This is a genomic window from Macrococcus sp. DPC7161 (genome assembly GCF_004117835.1).
Taxonomy (GTDB): domain Bacteria; phylum Bacillota; class Bacilli; order Staphylococcales; family Staphylococcaceae; genus SDSC01.
In genome coordinates this window covers 131,264-152,900 of sequence record NZ_SDSC01000004.1, presented here as the reverse complement: position 1 = coordinate 152,900, position 21,637 = coordinate 131,264, and the positions used below count along the sequence as shown (strand labels likewise).

Genomic DNA, 21,637 nt, shown 5'->3' with positions numbered 1-21,637 from the left:
AATCCTTAATGTTTACATTAAGGATTTTTCAATTTATATAAATTTCAATTGTCTAATCTTCAAAAATAAAGTCTTCATCTTGTAACGCTTCAACATTTAATGCGAGCACATAACCATCACCTTTAACACTAAAGAAATCATGGTTTTTAGTACTTGTATTCAATGCATTTTCAATGATTGGATTAAATCCGCGTTCTTCAAAATAAGGTTCAAATCCTAAGTTTGCAAGTGCTTTGTTCCCATTATACATCACATAATTTAATACATCTTCCGTTAAACCAACACGATCATATAACATTTTAGTATATGATGCTTCGTTACGATACAAATCATCTAACATCGTATACATTTCTTTGTCTGCTTTTACAATTTCATCATCAGACATTTCTTTACGTAAACTTTGTGCATCAAGTCCAGTAAATACTCCGTGAATAGATTCATCTAATAATATTTTTCGAATGATCTCTCCACTTGTAGTCATACGACCTTGTCCAGCAAGATACAAAGGATAATAAAACCCAGAATAGAATAAAAATGTTTCTAAAAATACACTCGCTACGCGTGCCATGTATTGTTCATAAATAGATGCATCCTTTTTCCATAACGCATGATACTTTTCTAAAATTCTATTTGCTTTATATGTTAAATGTGGTTCATTTGGCACCCATTCATTTAATAATTCATCTGTCTCTTTAGATGGTAATAACGTTGTGAAAATATGACTATAACTTTTAGCATGAATATTTTCCATCATACCCATAAAACTATAAACTGCTTTTTTACGTAAATCTTGTGTATGCATCATGATTAATGGCATTCCATCATCTGCTTGTTGCGTATCTAGTCCTGTTAATCCTGCAAGTGCGTGATTAAATGTATATTTCTCATCTTCCGTTAGCTCTTTCCAACTCGCAATATCTTTAGAAACTTTAAATTCTGTTTCAACCCACATTTGTGAGATATTTTGACGCCAAAACATATTCGTCATATCTTCTTGTGTATTCCAGTTAACTGCTTTCAAAGTGTCACCTCTAACTTATATTTTTACTCATAAGATAACACGGCGTATGCCGTGTTATCTAGTATGTGATTAAACTGCGCAACTTGTACATTCTTCTACACTTAATAATTTATTTCTCGTATAGTATAACGATTTTAACCCTTTATGATGTGCATATACATACAATCTTGATAATTCTCGCGTTGATATTTCTGAGTTTACAAATAGTATTGTAGAAATACCTTGATCGACATGTTCTTGAATTGTTGCAATCAAATCGATTAGTTTCATTTGATCCGTATTAAATGCTGATTTATAAAACCACATTGTTTCTGGTGATAAAAATGGCATCGGATAGAATGTTTCAGCATTACCATATGTGCGTCGCTCAATTTGATCAACTATTGGCATTACAGAACTTGTTGCGTTCTGAACATATGAAATACTTTGCGTTGGTGCAATTGCAAGTCGATAAGCATGGAATAATCCGTTTTTCATTACTTGTTCTTTTAATTTTGCCCAATCTTCTTTCGTTGGAATTTGAATACCTTCAAATAATGCTTTTACTTTATCAGAAGTTGGTGCATAATCTTTTGTTAAATATTGTTCAAAGTAACTACCATCAGCATAATTACTCTTCTCAAAATCAACATACTTCTCATTACGCTCAATCGCAATTTCCATAGATCTTTCAATTGAATAATAGTTCATCATCATAAAGAACGCAGCTGCGAATTCTTTTGCTTCTTTTGACTCATAACCAATTTTATTTTTAGCTAAATAACCATGCAAATTCATAACACCTAATCCAACTGAATGTAATTCTCTATTGGCTTTTCTTACACCAGGTGCATTTTTAATGTCCGCTTCATCACTTACAGTCGTTAAAGCATCCATACCAATATGGACTGAATCTCTTAGCTTTTTAGATTCCATCACATTCACGATATTTAATGAACCTAAGTTACATGAAATATCTCGTTTGATTTCATCATCAGTACCGTAATCATTAATGATTGATGTTTCTTGTAACTGGAAGATTTCCGTACATAAATTACTCATTTTAATTTGACCAATGTTTGAATTGGCATGTACTTTGTTTGCATTATCTTTAAACATCAAATATGGATAACCTGATTGTAATTGTGTTTGTGCAATTAAATTTAACATTTCACGAGCATCTTTTGACTTCTTCATAATGTTTGGATTAGCAACCAATTCATCATACATTTCATCAATGTTTAAGTCATCTAAAGTCACACCATACTCACGTTCAACTGTATGTGGTGCAAACATGTAGAATGGTTCACCAGCTTTTGCAAGATCAAAGAATTTTGAAGGAACAATCAATCCAGTTGAAATCGTAGATAAACGTAAATCCTCGTCTGCATTTACTTTTTTTGTATCTAAAAATTCAAGTACATCGTAGTGGAAGATATTTAAATATACAGCTCCAGCACCTGGTCTTTGTCCAAGTTGATCTGCATAACTAAAGCCACCTTCTAGTGCTTTGGCAACTGGTAATACACCTTTTGCTACACCTTTAATGCCTTTAATTGCTTCACCACGCGCACGAAGTTTAGACAAGTTAATCGCAACACCGCCACCAATTTTTGAAAGCTGCTTTGCTGTTGAATCGATATAGTTAATAGAATTTAAACTGTCATCTACTTCTAATAAGAAGCAAGAAACTAACTCACCACGACGTGCACGACCTGCATTTAAAAATGTAGGTGTTGCCGGTTGGTAACGTTGTTCAATCATCGCATTGATTAATGATTTTGATTTTTCAACATCACCTTTAGCAAGGTATAATGCCACAATAATCACATGTTGTTTGTAATCTTCTAAATAGTTTTGTTTATCATTTGTTTTTAGAGCATAATCTTTAAAGAATTTACTTGCTGACATGTAACTTGCAAATTGAAATGGAATACTCTCAGCATATGCAACTATCTCTTGAATCATTGTTTCTGTGTACTCTTGGAACAAGTCATAGTAAAAGTTTTCATCGACTAAATAATGCAGTCTTTCTAAAGGTGTCTCAAAATGAATTGTCTTATCATTAACCTCTTCTAAATAAACACGTAATGCGTCTTGATCTTTTTCAATATCAAAAAAACCGTCTTCACGGCGCTTTGTTACTTGGTTATTTAATTCAATATGATTGTACTTTTTCTCTGTCAAAGTTTTCATTTTGTATTGCCACCTTTTCCATGATTGATAAAAATTTTGTTACGTCATCTGCATTACCATGTAATTCATATTTCATCAGTAATGGCACATGAAACTGACTTGCAATGATATCACCTGATTTCGCGAAATTTTGCCCCCAGTTTCTATTGCCACTGGCGATCACACCGCGCAAATTTGCATGATTTAATTCTAAAAAATGCATCACATCATCTGGCACTTGACCAAAACCAATGGTACTTGTCATGATGATAAATGGTGAATCAATGATTTTATTTTGCACTTCATATAAATCTTGTGCATTTGAATAATTAGATTTCTTTATAAACCGTCTTACATTTCCTGTAAGAGAATAAAAAATCACTTTCATACGAACGCCTCCAATGTTAGTCCGTATTCTTGATGAATATCTTGCTGTAATAATGCCTAAAAAATAATCCAATACAATCCATTCATAAAGGAAAGATTGTAATCTTTTGTTGTGGCAGTCTTCTAACACAAACACTATATATAGTGTTTGTGTTAGAACATTACCACAACATATACGAATAATTATAGCATGAGAGTGACACTTTTCAATAAAAATGAATCGAAAAATTACCCCTTTTTCCCCTTGACTTTTCAACTGCTTTTTTAACACCTTGATATGCGTGAACTAATTGGATATTGAAACTTTGATTTATTTTTTTTGAACAATTATTCACGTCGTTTTATGTTAGAATGACTTTTGCAACACATTTTGATGTTTAGTGAGGAGATTTTTATGAACCCCAAATTAAAAGGTATTATCGCTTTATTAATCGCTTCTCTCGGATTCAGTTTAATGGGCACTTTTGTAAAATTGTCAGGAGATATTCCTGTGATACAAAAATCTCTATTTAGAAATATTGTGGGCATGATCATTCCATTAATTATTGTAATAAAAACGAAAGATAGATTATTTGGAAGATTAGAAAACCAAAAAGTGCTTATTCTACGTAGCACATTTGGACTCTTTGGTGTTTTACTCAATTATTATACTATAGATAAAATGGTTTTAAGTGATTCCGATATGTTAAACAAATTAAGCCCGTTCTTTACGATTTTATTTTGTAGTTTCTTTTTAAGTGAAAAGATTAAGAAGTATCAAATGTATGCAATTATTGTTGGATTTATCGGAGCATTATTTATCATTAAACCTAGTTTCAGTAGTGATATGATGGTGGCATTAGTTGGTGTTTTGGGAGCAATATTTGCTGGCCTTGCTTATACAATGTTACGTATACTCGGACCACGAGAAAAATTTTATACAACTGTATTTTATTTTAGCTTCTTTTCAACAATCGTATTATTACCAATGGTACTCTTAAATTATCAACCCATGACAATGAAACAAACTATACTACTATTATTATCAGGTGTATTTGCAACCATCGGACAATTCGGTATTACAATTGCTTATCATTATGCACCTGCAAAAGACATTTCAATTTTTACTTATTCTACAGTATTATTCAGTGCAATCATCAGTTTCGTTATCTTTAAACAAGTACCAGATGTATTTAGCTTCATCGGTTACTTTATCATTTTCTTTGCAAGTTATTATATGTTTATGAAGGTGAAACAAGCAAGTATACAACAAACTAAAGAAAATCATTAAATGCCTTTCACTATTTAACTAATATATCCTTATTCAGTCTCTATATACGATTGGTGAATGAATAACAATTGGCTTTGTATACATCATCTTGTAAAATAAAATAAAAAAGCATTGAGAAGCTCTAAATGAGAAAGAAAAAAGAAAAGCAATCAATAAAAAATTTTAGGAGGCTATTATGGCTGGAAGACAAAAAGACGAGTTACAAGACATCACATTACTTGGTAATCAAAACAACAAATATTTATACGAATACGATCCATCAATCTTAGAATCATTCGATAATAAACACCAAGGCCGCGATTACTTTGTAAAATTTAATTGCCCTGAATTTACAAGCTTATGCCCAATCACAGGACAACCTGATTTCGCTGCAATTTATATTTCATACATTCCAAATATTAAAATGGTTGAATCTAAATCACTAAAACTATATTTGTTCAGCTTCAGAAACCACGGAGATTTCCATGAAGATTGTATGAATATCATTATGAATGACTTAATTGAATTAATGGATCCACATTATATTGAAGTATGGGGCAAATTCACACCACGTGGTGGCATTTCAATCGATCCATATACAAACTACGGTCGACCAGGAACGAAATATGAAGAAATGGCGCAATACCGTTTAATGAACCACGATTTATATCCAGAAAACATTAATAACAGATAATTAATGCGTTAATAAGGCATAAGATATTGTTACTATCTTATGCTTTATTTTTATGCATTTTATTCTATAAACATATCTTTTGTAAAAAATTGAATTGTCAAAAAATAAGAAGTCATGTATGATATCAATATTGCATTTAAAATTTTTAAATATTGCACATTATATATGGAGGTTTTTATTTATGGCATCACATACTCGTGAAGAAGTCGTAAACAGTATGCCACGTACTGGTTTCTTTGGTCATCCAAAAGGTCTGTTTACGCTTATGGTAACTGAGTTTTGGGAACGATTCAGTTATTATGGAATGAAAGCAATTTTAGTTTACTACTTATACTATTCAGTTAAAGATGGAGGTTTCGGACTTCCTGATGCACTTGCGATGCAAATTGTATCAATTTACGGTGCTTTAATTTATATGAGCGGTGTTATTGGTGGTTGGTTAGCTGACCGCTTCATCGGCACACGAAAGTCGATACTTTTTGGTGCAGTTCTAATTATGATTGGTCACATTCTATTATCATTACCAAATAACTTTACATTATTATTAGCTGCCCTTTTATTCATTATATTAGGTACAGGTTTACTTAAACCTAACATTTCAACAAACGTTGGTGAACTTTATCATAAAAATGATCCTAAAGTAGACTCTGCATTCACATTATTCGTAATGAGTATAAACTTAGGCGCATTCATCTCACCACTATTCGTTGGTTGGTTACAAGAAAACGTTGGTTTCCATGCAGGATTTATGGTTGCAGCTATTGGTATGTTCTTTGGATTAGTGGTTTATATCTTAAGAGCAAAACCAACTCTTGGTTTATCTGGACTAGATATTCCTAACCCAGTTACGCCTGAAGAAAAGAAAAAAACAATGACTACTGTTGGTATTATCATTGCTGTTGTCGCAATTTACTTTATTGCAACTGCTGCAATGGGCACTTTATCATTAAAAAGTTTCATGAACTTAGTATCAATTGTAGGTATTATCTTACCGTTTTTCTATTTCATTACAATGTTATTATCAAAAAAAGCAACATCTGATGAAAAGGCACGCGTTATTGCATACATTCCATTGTTCTTTGCTGCCGTTGCATTTTGGAGTATTCAAGAACAAGGTTCTACAGTATTAGCGACGTTCGCTGATAAAAACACACAATTAAATTTACACACATTAACGAATGGTGCAATTGACTTTAAAATTCCAGCTGCTTGGTTCCAATCGTTAAATCCATTATTTATCGTGACTTTAGCACCATTATTTGCATGGATGTGGGTAAAATTAGGTCGTTTTAATCCACCAACAGTTGTTAAGTTTAGTATTGCATTATTTTTAGCAGCATTCAGTTATTTAGTAATGGTATATCCATTAACACACGGTGGGCACTTAATGAATCCAATTTGGTTAGTATTAAGTTACCTATTAGTAACAATGGCTGAATTATGTATTTCACCTGTAGGATTATCAACAACGACAAAACTAGCACCACAAGCATTTACATCACAAATGATGAGTATTTGGTTCTTAGCAAATACCGTTGCACAAATTGTGAATGCTAAATTAGTAGATTACTATGATTCAGTTGAAAAATATCAATATTTCAACAATATTGGTTTAGTAACGTTAGGATTAGGTGTTATTTTATTACTCGTTAGTCCATTTATGAAGAAATTCATGCGTGGTATCCACTAATAAACTGCACATTTATTCATGCATGTATAATTTTTCAATAAACGCATTTACAAAAAAACATCGACATTATCATAATTTGATAATGTCGATGTTTTTTTAATATTCTGTATATTCATGAATATATTGTATAAAAAATATTAAATGATAAAATATGACTTGAGCAATCTAAAAGTTGTCAAAAAATTTAAAAAACAGAAAAAGGTGATATTTATGAAGTACACACGCGAACAGCAAGTTGAAAGTGTGCCTCAAACCGGGTTCTTTGGACATCCTAAAGGATTAGGAATTTTATTCTTTGTAGAGTTCTGGGAACGTTTTAGTTACTATGGTATGCGTGCCATTTTAGTATACTATATGTATGCAACATTGGCTAAAGGCGGTCTTGGTATGGACCAAACGACTGCAATGAGTATCGGTTCAATGTACGGTGCATTGATTTTTATGACTGGTATTCTCGGTGGTTGGTTAGCAGACCGTATTTTAGGTTCACGTAAAGCCTTATTGACAGGTGCAACTTTAATCATGTTTGGTCATATCGCAATGAGCTTACCATTTGGTATTCCTGCATTTTTAGCTTCTATGTTCTTAATCATTGTAGGCTCAGGTTTAATGAAACCAAACATTTCAAACGTATTAGGTGGTCTTTACCACAAGAACGATGATCGTATGGATGCTGGATTTGTTATTTTCTACATGTCAGTTAACATGGGTGCATTCGTATCACCATTAGTTGTTGGTGCGTTACAAGAGAAATACAACTATCATATTGGTTTCTTAGCAGCAGCCATTGGTATGGCACTAGCATTAATCGTTTATATTATTTTTAACCGTAAATCATTAGCATTAGTTGGTTTAGAACCAACTAACCCATTAAATGATGAAGAAAAGAAACGTTATGGTAAAATGTTTGCGATTGTTGGTGGTGTATTAATCGTATTAATCGTTGGATTAATTTTAGCAGGCATTTTAACATTCAAAACGTTCTCTATGGTCGTTACATTCTTAGGTGTATTCTTACCAATCATTTATTGGACAACGATGTATCGCAGTAAAGATGTTAATGAAATCGAAAAATCTCGATTAATTGCATATATTCCTTTATTCTTAGCATCAGTACTTTTCTGGAGCATCCAAGAACAAGGGGCTAACGTATTAGCTGTATTTGCGGATACACGTACACAGTTAGATTTAAGTAAATCTATGGGCATCGATTTCAAAATTCCAGCAGCTTGGTTCCAATCAATTAACCCATTCTTTATCGTATTATTAGCACCATTTATTTCAGCGTTATGGACTAAACTTGGTAAACGCAATCCTTCAACACCGATTAAATTTACAATTGGGGTATTTCTTGCAGGTTTAAGTTTCTTAATCATGTTAGTGCCTATGGCGTCTGGTGAAAAGTTAATTAATCCAATGTGGTTAGTTGCTTCATTCTTAATTTGTGTCGTTGGTGAATTATGTTTATCTCCAACTGGTTCTGCTACAAGTGTTAAATTAGCACCTGAAGCATTCAACTCACAAATGTTAAGTTTATGGTTCTTATCAAATGCAACTGCACAAGCATTAAATGCACAGTTAGTAAAATTAGTTGAACCAATGGGCTACTTCAACTACTTCTTATTACTTGGTGGCATTGCAATGGCCTTATTCTTAATATTATTATTATCTAATAAATGGGTATCTAAAAAAATGCATGGTATTCACTAAGCATTTATTATAAGTTAATTTTTTAATACTAAATAAAAATAAACCGTAAGTTAGGATTAGTAAATCGTAACTTACGGTTTTTATTATATTTGAGCGGTTAGTATGTTTAATCTTTTTGGAATCAATTTTATATTTAATGGTGTTATAATATCAATTTCTCCATCTAAATCAACATCCATCGTCTTGCTCGTCTCAATCTTCAATTCAGTCGTTGAAATGTGTTCTATATTTCGACTAATATCATTCCAATTGGTTACCGACTTTTCTTTCATTAATTCGCCAAACAATTTCAAACCACTTTCCTTAAATATAAACACATCCAGTTTGCCATCTTGAGGTGAAAGTTCTGTTAGTGGTATACGATTGCCGCCTACAAATTCTCCATTTGCTACTATAATCATAGATGACTTACCTTCGTAAATATTTTGATTAGTTGTTATTTGATAATCAAAAAATGTTGGATTTGTAATGGTCTTGATGGTTGAGAATAAATAACTGAACTTCCCAATTCTACTTTTAGCTTCTTGATCAATATTTTGAGCATTTTCAACGATAAGTCCAAAGCCAACAAAGTTAAGTGCATATCGATCATTCACTTGAATAACATCATATTCATTTAGCTCTGCCGTTAATAACTGCTCTGAACTCATAATAGGATTTGGATTTAAATTTAAGTTTTTCGTAAAATCATTAAAGGTACCTCCAGGTAATATTGCTATTGGAATATCTAACGAAGCATCGATCACACCATTGATTAACTCATGGACAGTACCATCACCACCAAGAATCATTAAAATATCTAAATCATTCGTGTTTGATTTATCTTGAATATAATCATATATATTACCCTTTTCAGTACTACGAAATATTAACAGTTCATCTACCATTCTTGATAAGTTCTTTGTGACTTCTCCAATAATATCATTAACATCACCTTGCCCAGCGCTATCATGATAAAATAATATCCCACGTTTAAACTTCATCAAAAAGACCTCCAAAAAAATCATCCAATGGTTTGGATGATTTCGATTTATTATTAAACTATTACCGATTTCTTAAGAAATAAACATTTTAAAGATTATTTCTAAATGGCTATTATTTATCAGCTAAAAAATATTGTTCAATATCTTTCCAACTATTTACTCTTGTATATCCTTCAACGCTTTGGTTATGAATTGCATTGTATAAAATACCAGTACCTTTAAATGCTTTCAGTTGTCTTGGATTATCGTCGATTAAATAGTCCGTTGCAACAATCCCTTTATAACCACAGAAAATAAAATGTTGTGGATCTAAAAATGGAAAATGTTCTCTTAACCAAGCATACTTTGCATCAAAACTAGTCGGTACATCCATTGCAGCTGTTGCAATAAAAACATCGTAGTGTTCGTTTAATCTTTCTACCACACGTACCGCATCTGGAAAGACTTCTAAATCTCTAAAAAATGACTTATCTAACAACAAGTTATTTAGAGCATCTACATGCTCAGGATACTCTGTTCTTAACTTCTTGTCATAAAGATCTTGTTCTGCAATACTTAAACCTGTCGCTTCATTAAATTGAAAAATGACTTTTTTCAGTGTATCCGCTAAAACTTCATCCATATCAATTGCGATTGATTCTCTCATTGTTTTGACTCCTATCGTTTATCATTCTTATATCTATTATAACGTAACAATATGAAACATTGGATAAATTAAGCTTTAAAGAATGATTCCAATGCTCGAATAACAATATCGTTGTCTTCAGGTTTGCCAATTGTAATACGCACACCTATTGGCATTTGTCGTGCAATAATGCCATGCTGAAGTAACAGTTGATTTAGCGATTCTGGATCATCAGTTTTTACAAAGATAAAGTTCGTTTGACTCGGTAAAAAATGTTCACTGACTTTACTATTAAAGTACTTTTCACGTTCTTTATTGTTCATTTTCACATAAGTTTTTAATGCGGCTTGATCTTCTAAGGCGATTTCAGCAGCGATTAAACTTAACGTAGTTACATTAAAGGGTAACTTCACCTTATTCCATACATCAACATTTTCTTTTGACGCAATCGCATATCCAACTCTAAAACTTGCCAACCCATAAGCTTTCGAAAACGTTCTTAAGATGATGATATTTTTAAATTGTTTTTGTAAATGCAATGTATTAGGAAAATCAGGTGCATCAACAAACTCAAAGTACGCTTCATCTAATACAACAGGAATATGTGTAGGTACTTGTTTTAGAAAATTTACTAAAGTCGTTTCATCCACATATGTTCCTGTAGGATTATTTGGATTACAAATCCATATGATACCTGTCTTATCAGAAATTTTTGGAAGAAATGCATCTAAATCAAATCGTCCTTGTTGCATCGGTACAGTTACAATTTCATTTGCTTCAATGATTGCATGTGTATTGTATTGAACGAACGTTCCTTCACTCGTTAATATTTCACCACCAGGTGTTAACACAGCTCTTGAAATCATCATAATCACTTCATCTAAGCCAGCACCCACAAATAATTGTTCACTTTGAATGCCATAAAAATTAGCTAAAGCTTCTTTTAATTGCGTTGCCTCTGAATCTGGATATTCACTTAAATTCAAGCCAGAATGTAATGCATTAACGATTGCTTCTTTTACTTTTTTAGAAGGTCCAATTGGGTTTTCATTTGAGGCAAGCTTCGTAAAAAATCCAGTATATCCTGTTTTTTTCTTTAATGCTGCTTCAGACATCCCTGCTGAATATACTTGAAGTTGTTCTAGTTGTTGTTTCATGATATCACTCCTCGTTAATGGATGAATCCGTGTTTCTTTAAGTATGCTTTTGCAACTGCATTTGCTTTTTTATTTTTATAGGCAACTTCATAATTCATCGCTTGCATTTCTTCATCTGTGATTTGATTAGACAAAGTATTTAATGCTTTAACAACCTCTGGATACTTTTTGATGGTACTGTTTTTTAATAATGGTGCACCTTGATATGGTGGAAATAAATGCTTATCATCCTTTAAAACGACCATATCGTATTTTTTTAACTCTGCATCTGTTGAATAGGCATCCATTAAGTCAATTTTACCAGATTCAATGGCTTGATATCTGATTTTAGGTTCCATTGTTTTGACTTGATTAAACTTAATGCCATATTTCTTTTGAATCCCTTTGTAGCCATCCATTCGGTCATTAAACTCTAAAGTAAATCCAGCGCGCACTTCATCTTTTACTTTCTCTAAATCACTAATTGTCTTCAAATCATGTGCTTTAGCATATGATTTTTTGACTGCTAAAGCATATGTATTATTATATTGCATCGGTTTCAACAATGACATGTCATATTTTTTATTAATACTGTCATTTGCTTGTTTAAATACAGCTTGTTCGGTACTTGATTGAGGCGTTTCCTTTGTAATTTCTCCTAAAACTGTACCGGTAAACTCTAAATAACCATCAATATTATCTGATTTCAAAGCGTTAAATAAAAATGATGTCTTACCAAGACCAGGTTTAACATTCACTTTCAAATCTGTTTTATCTTCGATGATGATTTTGTACATATTAGTGATGATTTCAGGTTCTGTCCCGAGTTTACCTGCAAAAGTAATTTCTTTATCTTTGCCACCACTCAATAATGGCATTAAAGAAATGATTAAGAAAATTAAAAATGTAGTTCCAATAATCGTTAACATTTTTTTATAACTCAATTTCTCCATACGTCTTAATATAAAGTCAAAAATGATTGCTAAAATGGCTGCAGGAATTGCGCCAAGCAATAATACATTCGTATCATTGCGATCGATGCCTAGTAGTATTAAATCGCCTAATCCACCAGCACCAATAAACGCCGCAAGCGTTGCTGTTCCAATAATCAATACCATTGCCGTTCTAATTCCTGCCATAATCACCGGCATTGCAATCGGGATTTCAACTTTAGATAACCTTCTAAAAGTGTTCATACCTAGGGCTCTTGATGCTTCTTTTAATGATGGATCTACTTCTTTAATACCTGTATACGTATTACGTAAAATTGGCAACAGTGCATAAATAACTAATGCAATGACCGCAGGCACTTTACCGATGCCGAATATCGGAATCATCAAACCTAATAGTGCAAGTGATGGTATAGTTTGCAATACACCCGTTACATTAATAATGACTTCTGCTATGCGCTCTTTTCTCGTTAATACTATCCCTAAAGGAATGGCAATTAAAGTTGCGATTAAAAGTGCAATAAAGGACAATTGAATATGCTCAAATAAAGTGCTCAATAATTCACTTTTACGTTCGTTTAATACATTCATAAATGTGCCCATGTTAACCCTCCTGACTCAAACTGCGAATGACATCTTGTTGCGTAATCGATCCAATAATCTTATTCGATTCGATTACATTGATTTTTGGTACTTTAGCAAGATGGTCATACACAACTTGAATCGGATCACTTGCTTGTACACTGATTTCTACAGGTGTAACATCTTGATTCATAACATTTCTAGCATATTTATGCGTGTTTAAATAGTCACCCATAAAAGATTGCACAAATTCATTTTTAGGATGATTGATAAATCCTTCCGGTGTATCTATTTGTTCTATTTTACCTTCATTCATTAAACATATTCGATCACCCAATTTTAGTGCTTCACCAATATCATGCGTTACAAAGACAATCGTTTTGTGGATTTCATTTTGTAACTTCAATAAATCATCTTGCAATTTTTCACGGCTGATAGGATCTAATGCACTGAAAGGCTCATCCATTAATACAAGCGGAGGATCTGCCATTAAAGCACGTACGACACCTACACGTTGTTGTTGTCCACCAGATAATTCATCAGGATATCTATTTTTATATGTTTCAGCATCTAAACCTACCATATTTAATAATCGATTAACTTCATCTTCTATCTTTTTGGTTGGCCATTTCTTCATTAAAGGCACTTGCATCATGTTCTCACGAATTGTCATATGAGGAAATAAGGCAATTTGTTGTAATACATAGCCTATATCCCATCTCATTTCATCCAATTGATACTCACTAATAGGGCGACCTTTAAAATAGATATAGCCATCCGTTAATTCAATCAATCGATTAATCATTTTGAGTGTTGTCGTTTTCCCACTACCACTCGGTCCAATTAATACAAAAAATTCGCCTTCTTTAATTTCAAAACTAATATCTTTTACTACTGTATTTTCTCCGTATGCTTTTGAAACATGATCAAATTTTATCATGTGCCACCTCTTCATTATTTATAAATAGTTTCATCATTTACATATAACCTAAATCAAAGCGTAATAACAAATATTATGACTTTTTATCATTATTTTTTAGCTGTCAGACTATTAATTGGTCTATCATTATATTATATTTTTAAAAAACTATGGTACTTGTCGATTGATATGAGATTTAGTAAACTATTACTACAGACTAATAGTGAGGGGTTCTTTATGAGTAAAAAGCTATTTGAAATTTTATTTATCGTTGTTAGTGTTGCTCTTGCAGCCTTTATTATTTATTCATACCAACACAATAAACAACAAGAAATAAAGAAACAAGAGGAAGAAATTCACAAAGCTGTGAAAAATGAAGCTAAAGAAAAGGCCGAAAAGAAAAAAGAGACGAAAAAGAAAGATAAGAAAAAAGAGACGAAAAAGAAAGATAAGAAAAAAGTCAAAGAAAAAACAAAAGAATCTGAAAATGTTACAAATGAAACGCCTGTAACTGCTGAATCACCTGTTCAAACAGAAACACAAACTGAACAAATTCCAGTAACTCAAGAAACACAGACAGAAGTACAACAAGCACAACCAAACCCTGTTCAAGCTGAAAATCAAGTTCAAGCACAGCCTCAACCACAACCTGGAACTCAAGCACAACCTGAAACACAAACACAATCACAACCTGCATCAACAGAAAATACACAACCTACAGAGCCTACAGCTGAAACACAACCACAAGAACAACCTACAAATTAACACAAAACCGAGTATGGAATAGACCATACTCGGTTTTTATTTAATAAGTTGCAATGGCCTCAATAAATTTAGGGCAATAGTGCTTTAATTTATATGATCCAACACCATCAATTAAAATCATCTCATCTTTTGATTTTGGTTTTCTTGTCGCAAATATTTGTAACGTTTTATCTGAGAAAATCGTAAATGGTGGCACGCCTAAGTCATTACTTAAAGATTTTCGAACTTGTTTTAAAGTGTCGAATAACCCTTCATCCATACCATGTAATGTAGAAATTTCTACACGCTCATTGTATTCAAGTGGTTTATAATACGTCCAAATGGATTGCTTATCTTTTATGATATCAGTAACTGATGCATCACATATTAACTTACCATCAACTTCTAACAAATAGCCATTAAATAAAAGGGTCTCTATAAATATTTGTACTTGCTTAGATGCGTAAGACTTCATCGCACCAAATGTTTTAATTTTATCGAAGTCATGATTTTGAATATATGCACTTGATTCACCTCTTAACAATTGTGTTAATATTGATTTTTCAATAGGTGTTTTTAGACGTATCATACAACTGATAATTTTTTTGGCTTCAATCGTCATATCATAATTTTCTTCTTGGTGTAAGCAATTCGTACATTTCCCACATTTCGATAATTGTTCTTCTGGATTAAAGTAATTAATGATCGTTGCTTGTAGACATTGTTTTGTTTTTGTATATTGTAACATTTTATTGAGCTTTTGTTTTTTTAAAGTTTGTATTTCTTCATTTCCAGTTCTAGAAATAAAAAATTCTTGCAAACGAATATCTTGATCAGCAAATAATAGAATGCATTCGCTTTCTAATCCATCACGCCCAGCACGTCCAGCTTCTTGATAATAGCTTTCTAAATCTTGTGGTAAATTATAATGAATAACAAATCTTACATTAGACTTATCAATCCCCATTCCAAATGCATTAGTCGCAATCATTATAGGCACATCATCCATTACAAATAAGTGCTGATTATGGTCTCTTTCTTGCTTCGAGAGACCCGCATGATAAATGGTGTGGTTAATCTCTTTTGTCTTTAAAAATTCACTAATAACTTCTACGTTCTTTCTTGTTGAAGTATAAATAATCCCTGAATCTTTTGGGTGAGACTTAATGTAATCCAATATAAATAAGTTACGTTGATAAGTTGGATCGATTTGAAAAGATAAATTCTCACGCTTAGTGCTCGTTTCAATCACGTGTTCATTTTGAATATTTAATAACTGACAAATATCCTCTTTGACATCTATCGTTGCAGTAGCTGTTAATGCCATAATTGTAAATGGTTGGGGTAACATTAATACATTTTGTACAACTTCTCTATAACTCGGCCTAAAATCATGTCCCCATTTAGAAATACAGTGTGCCTCATCAAATGCAACTAGTGTAATATTTAAACTTTGTAATAAATAGATAAAGCTTTTTTGTGAAAAACGTTCTGGTGCAACATATAAAAATTGAAATCTTCCCGCTTTTAAACCAGCTTCGATAGTTTTAACTTCATTCACCTTTAATGTCGAATTTAAATACGTTGCCTCTATGCCTGCAGCCTGTAGTTGATCTACTTGGTCTTTCATTAACGAAATTAACGGACTGATAACTAGTGTTAAGCCGCCTTTTTTTAAGCCAGGAACTTGATAACAAATAGACTTTCCCCCACCTGTCGGTAATATGCCTAGTGTGGGAACTTGATTCATTGCATTTTGAATCAATTGCTCTTGTCCGGGTCTAAAGGACGTATAGCCAAAGTATCGTTCTAATACGTCATACATTCATACTACTCCATTCTTTCAGATAAAACGTCCCATTCTTCAAATGCACTTTCATATTCTGCTTCTTTTTCTTGACGTAATAAAGTAAGTTGATTTAACTTATCATAATTGGTTGTTTCTTGTGCAATTTGATTATCTATGGATTCTATTTCTGTTTCTAATGTTTCTATTAATTCGGATAATGCTTCAAATCTCAACTTATCTTTATATGAAACACGTTTTTTCTCTTTTTGTGGCACATCAATCTTGATATGCTTTCCTTCTTGCTTTGCCTTTGCTTGTTGCTCTTGAACTTGCGTTTTCTTTTCTAAATAATCATCAAAATCTCCAAGTAAAACTTCAATCATCTCATCATGAATATACCAATAACGATCAACAACTTTATTTAAAAAGTACTTATCATGGCTTACTGTAATCACTGCACCATTAAATGTATTTAAATAGTCCTCTAAAATCGTCAATGTTTCTGTATCTAAATCATTTGTCGGTTCATCAAGTAATAAGACATTCGGTCCTTGAATCAATAAACTTAATAAATATAATCTTTTACGTTCTCCTCCACTTAAACGTTCAATATAGGTGCCATGCATATGCGAAGGGAATAAAAATCGTTCTAAAAGTTGTGTTACAGATATTTTAGTGCCATCAGCAGTTTTTGCAGTTTCTTGGATTTCACGTAAAAAATCAATCACACGCATGCGTTCATTCAATTTCATTTCTTCTTGCTTATAATAACCAATTTTAACCGTTTGACCTGTAATCATTTCTCCATTACTAGGTGATAATTGATTTGAAATGATATTCAGTAAAGTTGACTTACCGGTGCCGTTTTGTCCAACAATCCCAATTCGACTCGATGTTTGAACAATTGTATTAAAGTTTTTGTATAAAACTTTGTCGTTAAATTGCATCCCAATATTCACAAACTCAAATACTTGTTTACCTAGACGTTGGTTCGCAAGATTAATTTCCATCGTTTCTTTTGTTTGATGAGATTTAACTTTAGATTCAATGTCGCTAAAACGATCAATTCTTGCTTGTTGTTTCGTTGTTCTCGCTTTTACACCCGCTCTCATCCACGCGAGCTCTTGTTTATACAATTGTTTTTCTTTTTGTTTTTGGTTTTCTTCAATGATTTCTTGTGTTGATTTTTGTTCGATATAACTTTCGTAATTACCTGTATAAAAACGCAACTTACCGTCACGTAATTCAATAATTCGATTCGTAATTTCATTTAAGAAATAGCGATCATGTGTTACAACCAAGACAGCACCTTTATATTGTTTTAAATAATGAATTAACCATTCTATAGATTCAAAATCTAAATGGTTAGTAGGTTCATCTAATAAAAGTAAATCTGGCTTTTTTAATAAACTTTTTGCTAGGGCAACACGTTTTCTTTGACCACCACTTAAAGCTTCTATAGGTGCACTCAAATCTTGTATGCCAAGCTTTGTTAATATTGATTCAGCTTCAGCACGATATGAGAATCCATCAAGTTGCTCAATACGTTCTTGTGTATTACTGAGTTGTGTCAAATACTCCTCGTTAGTGTCTGTTTCAATTTTCTTAAGTAGTTGATTATATGTTTTGAACAACTGCATCACAGGATGATTTTCATCTAATACGTTATCTGTAATAGATAAATTTGGATCTAAAGTAGGCTGTTGTGCTGCATATTCAATTTTATAACCTTTAGGGTGTGTGACAACACCTGAGTGATCTTCTATATTTGCAATACATTTTAATAATGCACTTTTTCCTGTCCCATTAATACCGACCAATGCAATGACATCTTGATCCGATATAGATAAACTTACATCATTTAAAATCGTTTTTATTCCATATTGTTTACTTAAATGTTCAATTTTGTATGCTTCCACAAGGTGACTCCTTTAAAAAATTTAGTATCCCCTAAATCATTGATTTGATATAATACGAATAACTGTAATAATATATTATACACTTTTTTTAGAATGGAGGCACTTATGATTGATTGGTTTAGTGGACAATCGCAAGTCATTCAAGCACTATTGGCCGGTTTGTTTACATGGGGCATGACAGCACTAGGTGCGTCTGTCGTATTTTTTGTTAAAACAATAAATAACAAATTACTAAACACGATGCAAGGCTTTGCAGCTGGGGTAATGATTGCAGCAAGTTTTTGGTCTCTTCTAGCACCTGCTATTGAATTTAGTGAACGTGCTGGCAATATTGCATGGCTACCTGCTACGATAGGTTTTTTAAGTGGAGGCATATTTATCCGCCTACTCGATATTGTAATCCCTCACTTACACCCGAAAGCACGCGAAGGACATCAATTAGAAGGACCACAAACAAATTTAAAAAAATCTACATTACTCTTTCTAGCCATTACCCTTCATAATATCCCAGAAGGATTGGCATTAGGTGTTGCATTTGGTAGTGTGGTGACTGATAATACAGCGATGTTAATGGGTGCTATCGGACTTGCTATCGGTATCGGTATTCAAAATATACCAGAGGGTGCTGCTTTATCATTACCAATCCATGGTGAAGGTAAATCAAAATGGCGTGCATTTAATTTAGGTCAAGGATCTGCAATCGTTGAACCAATAGCAGCATGTATTGGTGCATTTGCAGTATTATTAATCACACCTTTACTTCCTTATGCTTTAAGTTTTGCTGCAGGTGCGATGATATTCGTTGTCGTTGAAGAACTCATACCAGAATCACAATCTGGAGACAATACTGACTTAGCCACTTTAGGATTAATGGTTGGATTTGCAATTATGATGATTTTAGATGTGGCGTTAGGATAAACAAATCAAAAAAGAGGAAGAGACATGGTGTCTCTTCCTCTTATTGTTATTATCCTTATTTTTAGTCTTATTAGTTTGACTTAGATACTTTACCGTTCTTGTATTCATATTTTGAAGGATTCACTTTTGTAAATGCTTTTGAATCTTTTTCAAATCTGAATAAATCACCATTTAATAAGCTATCTGACATTTCTAATTCTTTTTCTACATGACGTTTAATCGCTTCTGCTTTTTTCTTCGTTGCTTCGTCTGTAATCATTTGATTTGTTTTGTTGTTATAATATGCACCATTGATGGCTTTAATTGTTGGTGTAATAAAGTCACCATTTCTGAATGCAATTGTATCATTATGTTGTTTAGAGAATAAATCTGTTCCAAACAATACGTATGGTTTAGAATCAATACCTAATAAATGTAAGATTGTAGGTACTACGTCCACTTGACCTCCGTAAGTATGGTTAACTGAACCTTGTAATCCTGGTGCTTTAATCCATAAACCAGTACGTTGTAAGTCCATAAATTTCGTAGGTGTGATTTCTTCACCAAGTAATTTTGCCATTGCTTTATTATGGTTTTCTGAAATACCATAGTGGTCACCATAAATAATAATTACTGAATCTTTGTATAAGCCTTCTTTTTTAAGATCAGTAAACAATTGTTTTAATGACTCATCTAGATATCTTGCTGTTTGAATATAACCATCTACTGTTGGATTACCTGTATTAGGTGATGCAATCGTTGCATCTTCTTTAGATACAGTAAACGGATAGTGGTTTGTTAATGTAATTAAGTGTGAATAAAATGGTTCTTTTTGAGCTTTTAAATATGGTATAGATTCTTTAAAGAATTCTTTATCTTTTAATCCTAAATTCTCTAAGTTTTTCTCTGACATATCATAATATGTTGCATCATAAAACTTATCTACACCAAAATGTTTATAAACTTGATCACGGTTCCAGAACGTTTTGTAATCACCATGCATTACTGATGTTGTATAACCTTGTTGTTGATGTAGGATTGCTGGTAAAGATTGATAAGTATTATCACCTTTTAAACTAAAAGCCGATCCTTGAGGTAAGCCATAAATACTATTATCCATCGTTAACTCTGAATCACTAGTTTTACCTTGTCCTGTTTGGTGGAAGAAATTATCGAAATAAGTGAAGTCTTTATCACCTTTAGATAAGCTGTTTAAAAATGGCGTTACTTCTTCACCATTGATTTTTTTGTTGATTAAGAAAGTTTGGAAACTTTCTAAATGAATTTTAATCACATTTTTCTCTTTTGCAATACCAAATGTTGCTTTATTTGGTGCAGCATATTTTGTTTTTGTGTAAGAACGTAATTTTGAGAAATCATCTTCACTTGCTAATGCTTTTTGTTGATTGTTTTGAATCGTTTTAACTCCATCGTAAACAGTGAAGTTGAATGGTCCTAAATATTTAACCAAATACTTATGGTCAAATGTTCTTGTTAATAATTCCGGACGATCTGATTCAGCAAATGCTAAGTTTAAGAAAAACAATGCAACAGAAACACCCATTAATACTGGTACATATTTTTTCTTAAATGACTTTGTACTGAATAAATCACGTTTAAATAGTAATAAGAATAAGTAAATAATTGTATCAATAAAGTATACGAAGTCATACCATTCGAATGAACTCCATAATGCGCCACTCATTGATTCTACATTGCTTACTTGATTTAACGTACTGAAAGTAATGAAATCAGAGAAGAATCTAAAGTATACAACGTTTGCATAAAGTAGAAACGTTAATAAAAACCCTCCGGTAAACACAAACCAAAATGCTTTTTTCCCTTTAAAAAATAGTAAAGTACTTAATATAAAAGCGACTAAACTATATGGATTCATTAATAATATTAAATTTTGAACAATCCCTTTGACTCCAAGTGATAGATCTACGTAATAAGCAAAGTATGTTTTGATAGCAACGGTTGCAATCGTCATTAACAAAAACATAAAGATACCAATTTTTCGTTGTTTCATTGCTTTCCTCCATTATTTTTCCGACGTTAATCAAGTTAACATTAATTTATATTTTGTAATCTTATTGTAATAAAACTTTGTATGTACAATATATAAATTTATACTGTTTTCATGAAAATTTCAAGGAAAATGTATTAAAAGTTTTTAAAAAGTGTA

17 protein-coding genes are annotated in these 21,637 nt (G+C 32.2%); 6 read left to right on the top strand and 11 right to left on the bottom strand.

From position 1 onward, the window contains the following. Positions 1-52 precede the first annotated feature (52 nt). The 3 genes from nrdF to nrdI all read right to left on the bottom strand — a co-directional run bounded on the left by nrdF (position 53) and on the right by nrdI (position 3,563). A complete protein-coding gene (gene nrdF / locus ER639_RS07500; protein WP_129065164.1) occupies positions 53-1,021 on the bottom strand; it encodes a class 1b ribonucleoside-diphosphate reductase subunit beta in 969 nt (322 codons plus the stop codon). Between the two features lie 69 nt (positions 1,022-1,090). After that, a complete protein-coding gene (gene nrdE, locus ER639_RS07495; protein WP_129065163.1) occupies positions 1,091-3,196 on the bottom strand; it encodes a class 1b ribonucleoside-diphosphate reductase subunit alpha in 2,106 nt (701 codons plus the stop codon). After that, positions 3,159-3,563: a class Ib ribonucleoside-diphosphate reductase assembly flavoprotein NrdI gene (gene nrdI / locus ER639_RS07490; RefSeq protein ID WP_129065162.1), complete on the bottom strand. Its 405-nt coding sequence runs from the start codon at positions 3,561-3,563 to the stop codon at positions 3,159-3,161. The genes nrdE and nrdI overlap by 38 nt, the downstream gene beginning before the upstream one ends. 393 nt (positions 3,564-3,956) lie before the next feature. Between nrdI and ER639_RS07485 the strand changes: the two genes are divergently transcribed. From ER639_RS07485 to ER639_RS07470, 4 genes are all read left to right on the top strand, one after another. Beyond that, entirely contained in the window at positions 3,957-4,832 is an 876-nt protein-coding gene (locus ER639_RS07485; RefSeq protein ID WP_129065161.1) for a DMT family transporter, read from the top strand. Positions 4,833-5,004: 172 nt separating this feature from the next. Further along, positions 5,005-5,505, top strand: a complete 501-nt coding sequence (gene queF / locus ER639_RS07480; RefSeq protein WP_129065160.1) for a preQ(1) synthase — start codon at positions 5,005-5,007, stop codon at positions 5,503-5,505. Positions 5,506-5,686: 181 nt separating this feature from the next. Then, a complete protein-coding gene (locus tag ER639_RS07475) occupies positions 5,687-7,195 on the top strand; it encodes a peptide MFS transporter (protein WP_129065159.1) in 1,509 nt (502 codons plus the stop codon). Between the two features lie 210 nt (positions 7,196-7,405). Then, a complete protein-coding gene (locus ER639_RS07470; protein WP_129065158.1) occupies positions 7,406-8,905 on the top strand; it encodes a peptide MFS transporter in 1,500 nt (499 codons plus the stop codon). Between the two features lie 83 nt (positions 8,906-8,988). Here the strand turns inward: ER639_RS07470 and ER639_RS07465 are convergent, their stop codons facing one another. The 5 genes from ER639_RS07465 to ER639_RS07445 all read right to left on the bottom strand — a co-directional run bounded on the left by ER639_RS07465 (position 8,989) and on the right by ER639_RS07445 (position 14,121). Continuing rightward, positions 8,989-9,888 carry a diacylglycerol/lipid kinase family protein gene (locus tag ER639_RS07465; protein WP_164993390.1) on the bottom strand — a complete coding sequence of 300 codons (900 nt, stop codon included), beginning with the start codon at positions 9,886-9,888 and terminating at the stop codon, positions 8,989-8,991. 112 nt (positions 9,889-10,000) lie between these two features. Further along, the gene (locus ER639_RS07460) at positions 10,001-10,534 is read right to left on the bottom strand and encodes a 5' nucleotidase, NT5C type (protein WP_129065156.1); all 534 of its coding nucleotides are present in this window, start codon (positions 10,532-10,534) and stop codon (positions 10,001-10,003) included. A gap of 68 nt (positions 10,535-10,602) precedes the next feature. Next, complete coding sequence (gene hisC / locus ER639_RS07455; RefSeq protein WP_129065155.1) at positions 10,603-11,670, bottom strand: histidinol-phosphate transaminase; 1,068 nt, start codon at positions 11,668-11,670, stop codon at positions 10,603-10,605. A gap of 14 nt (positions 11,671-11,684) precedes the next feature. Continuing rightward, positions 11,685-13,202, bottom strand: coding sequence for an ABC transporter permease/substrate-binding protein (locus ER639_RS07450; RefSeq protein WP_129065154.1), 1,518 nt, complete (start codon positions 13,200-13,202; stop codon positions 11,685-11,687). Between the two features lies 1 nt (position 13,203). Beyond that, a complete protein-coding gene (locus ER639_RS07445; RefSeq protein ID WP_129065153.1) occupies positions 13,204-14,121 on the bottom strand; it encodes an ABC transporter ATP-binding protein in 918 nt (305 codons plus the stop codon). Between the two features lie 216 nt (positions 14,122-14,337). Between ER639_RS07445 and ER639_RS07440 the strand changes: the two genes are divergently transcribed. Further along, on the top strand, positions 14,338-14,865 hold the full coding sequence (locus ER639_RS07440) for a hypothetical protein (RefSeq protein WP_129065152.1): 528 nt from the start codon (positions 14,338-14,340) through the stop codon (positions 14,863-14,865). A gap of 40 nt (positions 14,866-14,905) precedes the next feature. Here ER639_RS07440 and recQ read toward each other — a convergent pair whose 3' ends face one another. Continuing rightward, positions 14,906-16,669, bottom strand: a complete 1,764-nt coding sequence (gene recQ, locus ER639_RS07435) for a DNA helicase RecQ (RefSeq protein ID WP_129065151.1) — start codon at positions 16,667-16,669, stop codon at positions 14,906-14,908. Positions 16,670-16,674: 5 nt separating this feature from the next. Beyond that, entirely contained in the window at positions 16,675-18,552 is a 1,878-nt protein-coding gene (locus ER639_RS07430; protein WP_129065150.1) for an ABC-F family ATP-binding cassette domain-containing protein, read from the bottom strand. 105 nt (positions 18,553-18,657) lie between these two features. Here ER639_RS07430 and ER639_RS07425 point away from each other — a divergent pair, with 105 nt between their 5' ends. Further along, the gene (locus ER639_RS07425; RefSeq protein ID WP_129065149.1) at positions 18,658-19,470 is read left to right on the top strand and encodes a ZIP family metal transporter; all 813 of its coding nucleotides are present in this window, start codon (positions 18,658-18,660) and stop codon (positions 19,468-19,470) included. A gap of 70 nt (positions 19,471-19,540) precedes the next feature. Here the strand turns inward: ER639_RS07425 and ltaS are convergent, their stop codons facing one another. Beyond that, on the bottom strand, positions 19,541-21,481 hold the full coding sequence (gene ltaS / locus ER639_RS07420; protein WP_129065148.1) for a polyglycerol-phosphate lipoteichoic acid synthase LtaS: 1,941 nt from the start codon (positions 21,479-21,481) through the stop codon (positions 19,541-19,543). Between the last annotated feature and the right edge of the window lie 156 nt (positions 21,482-21,637).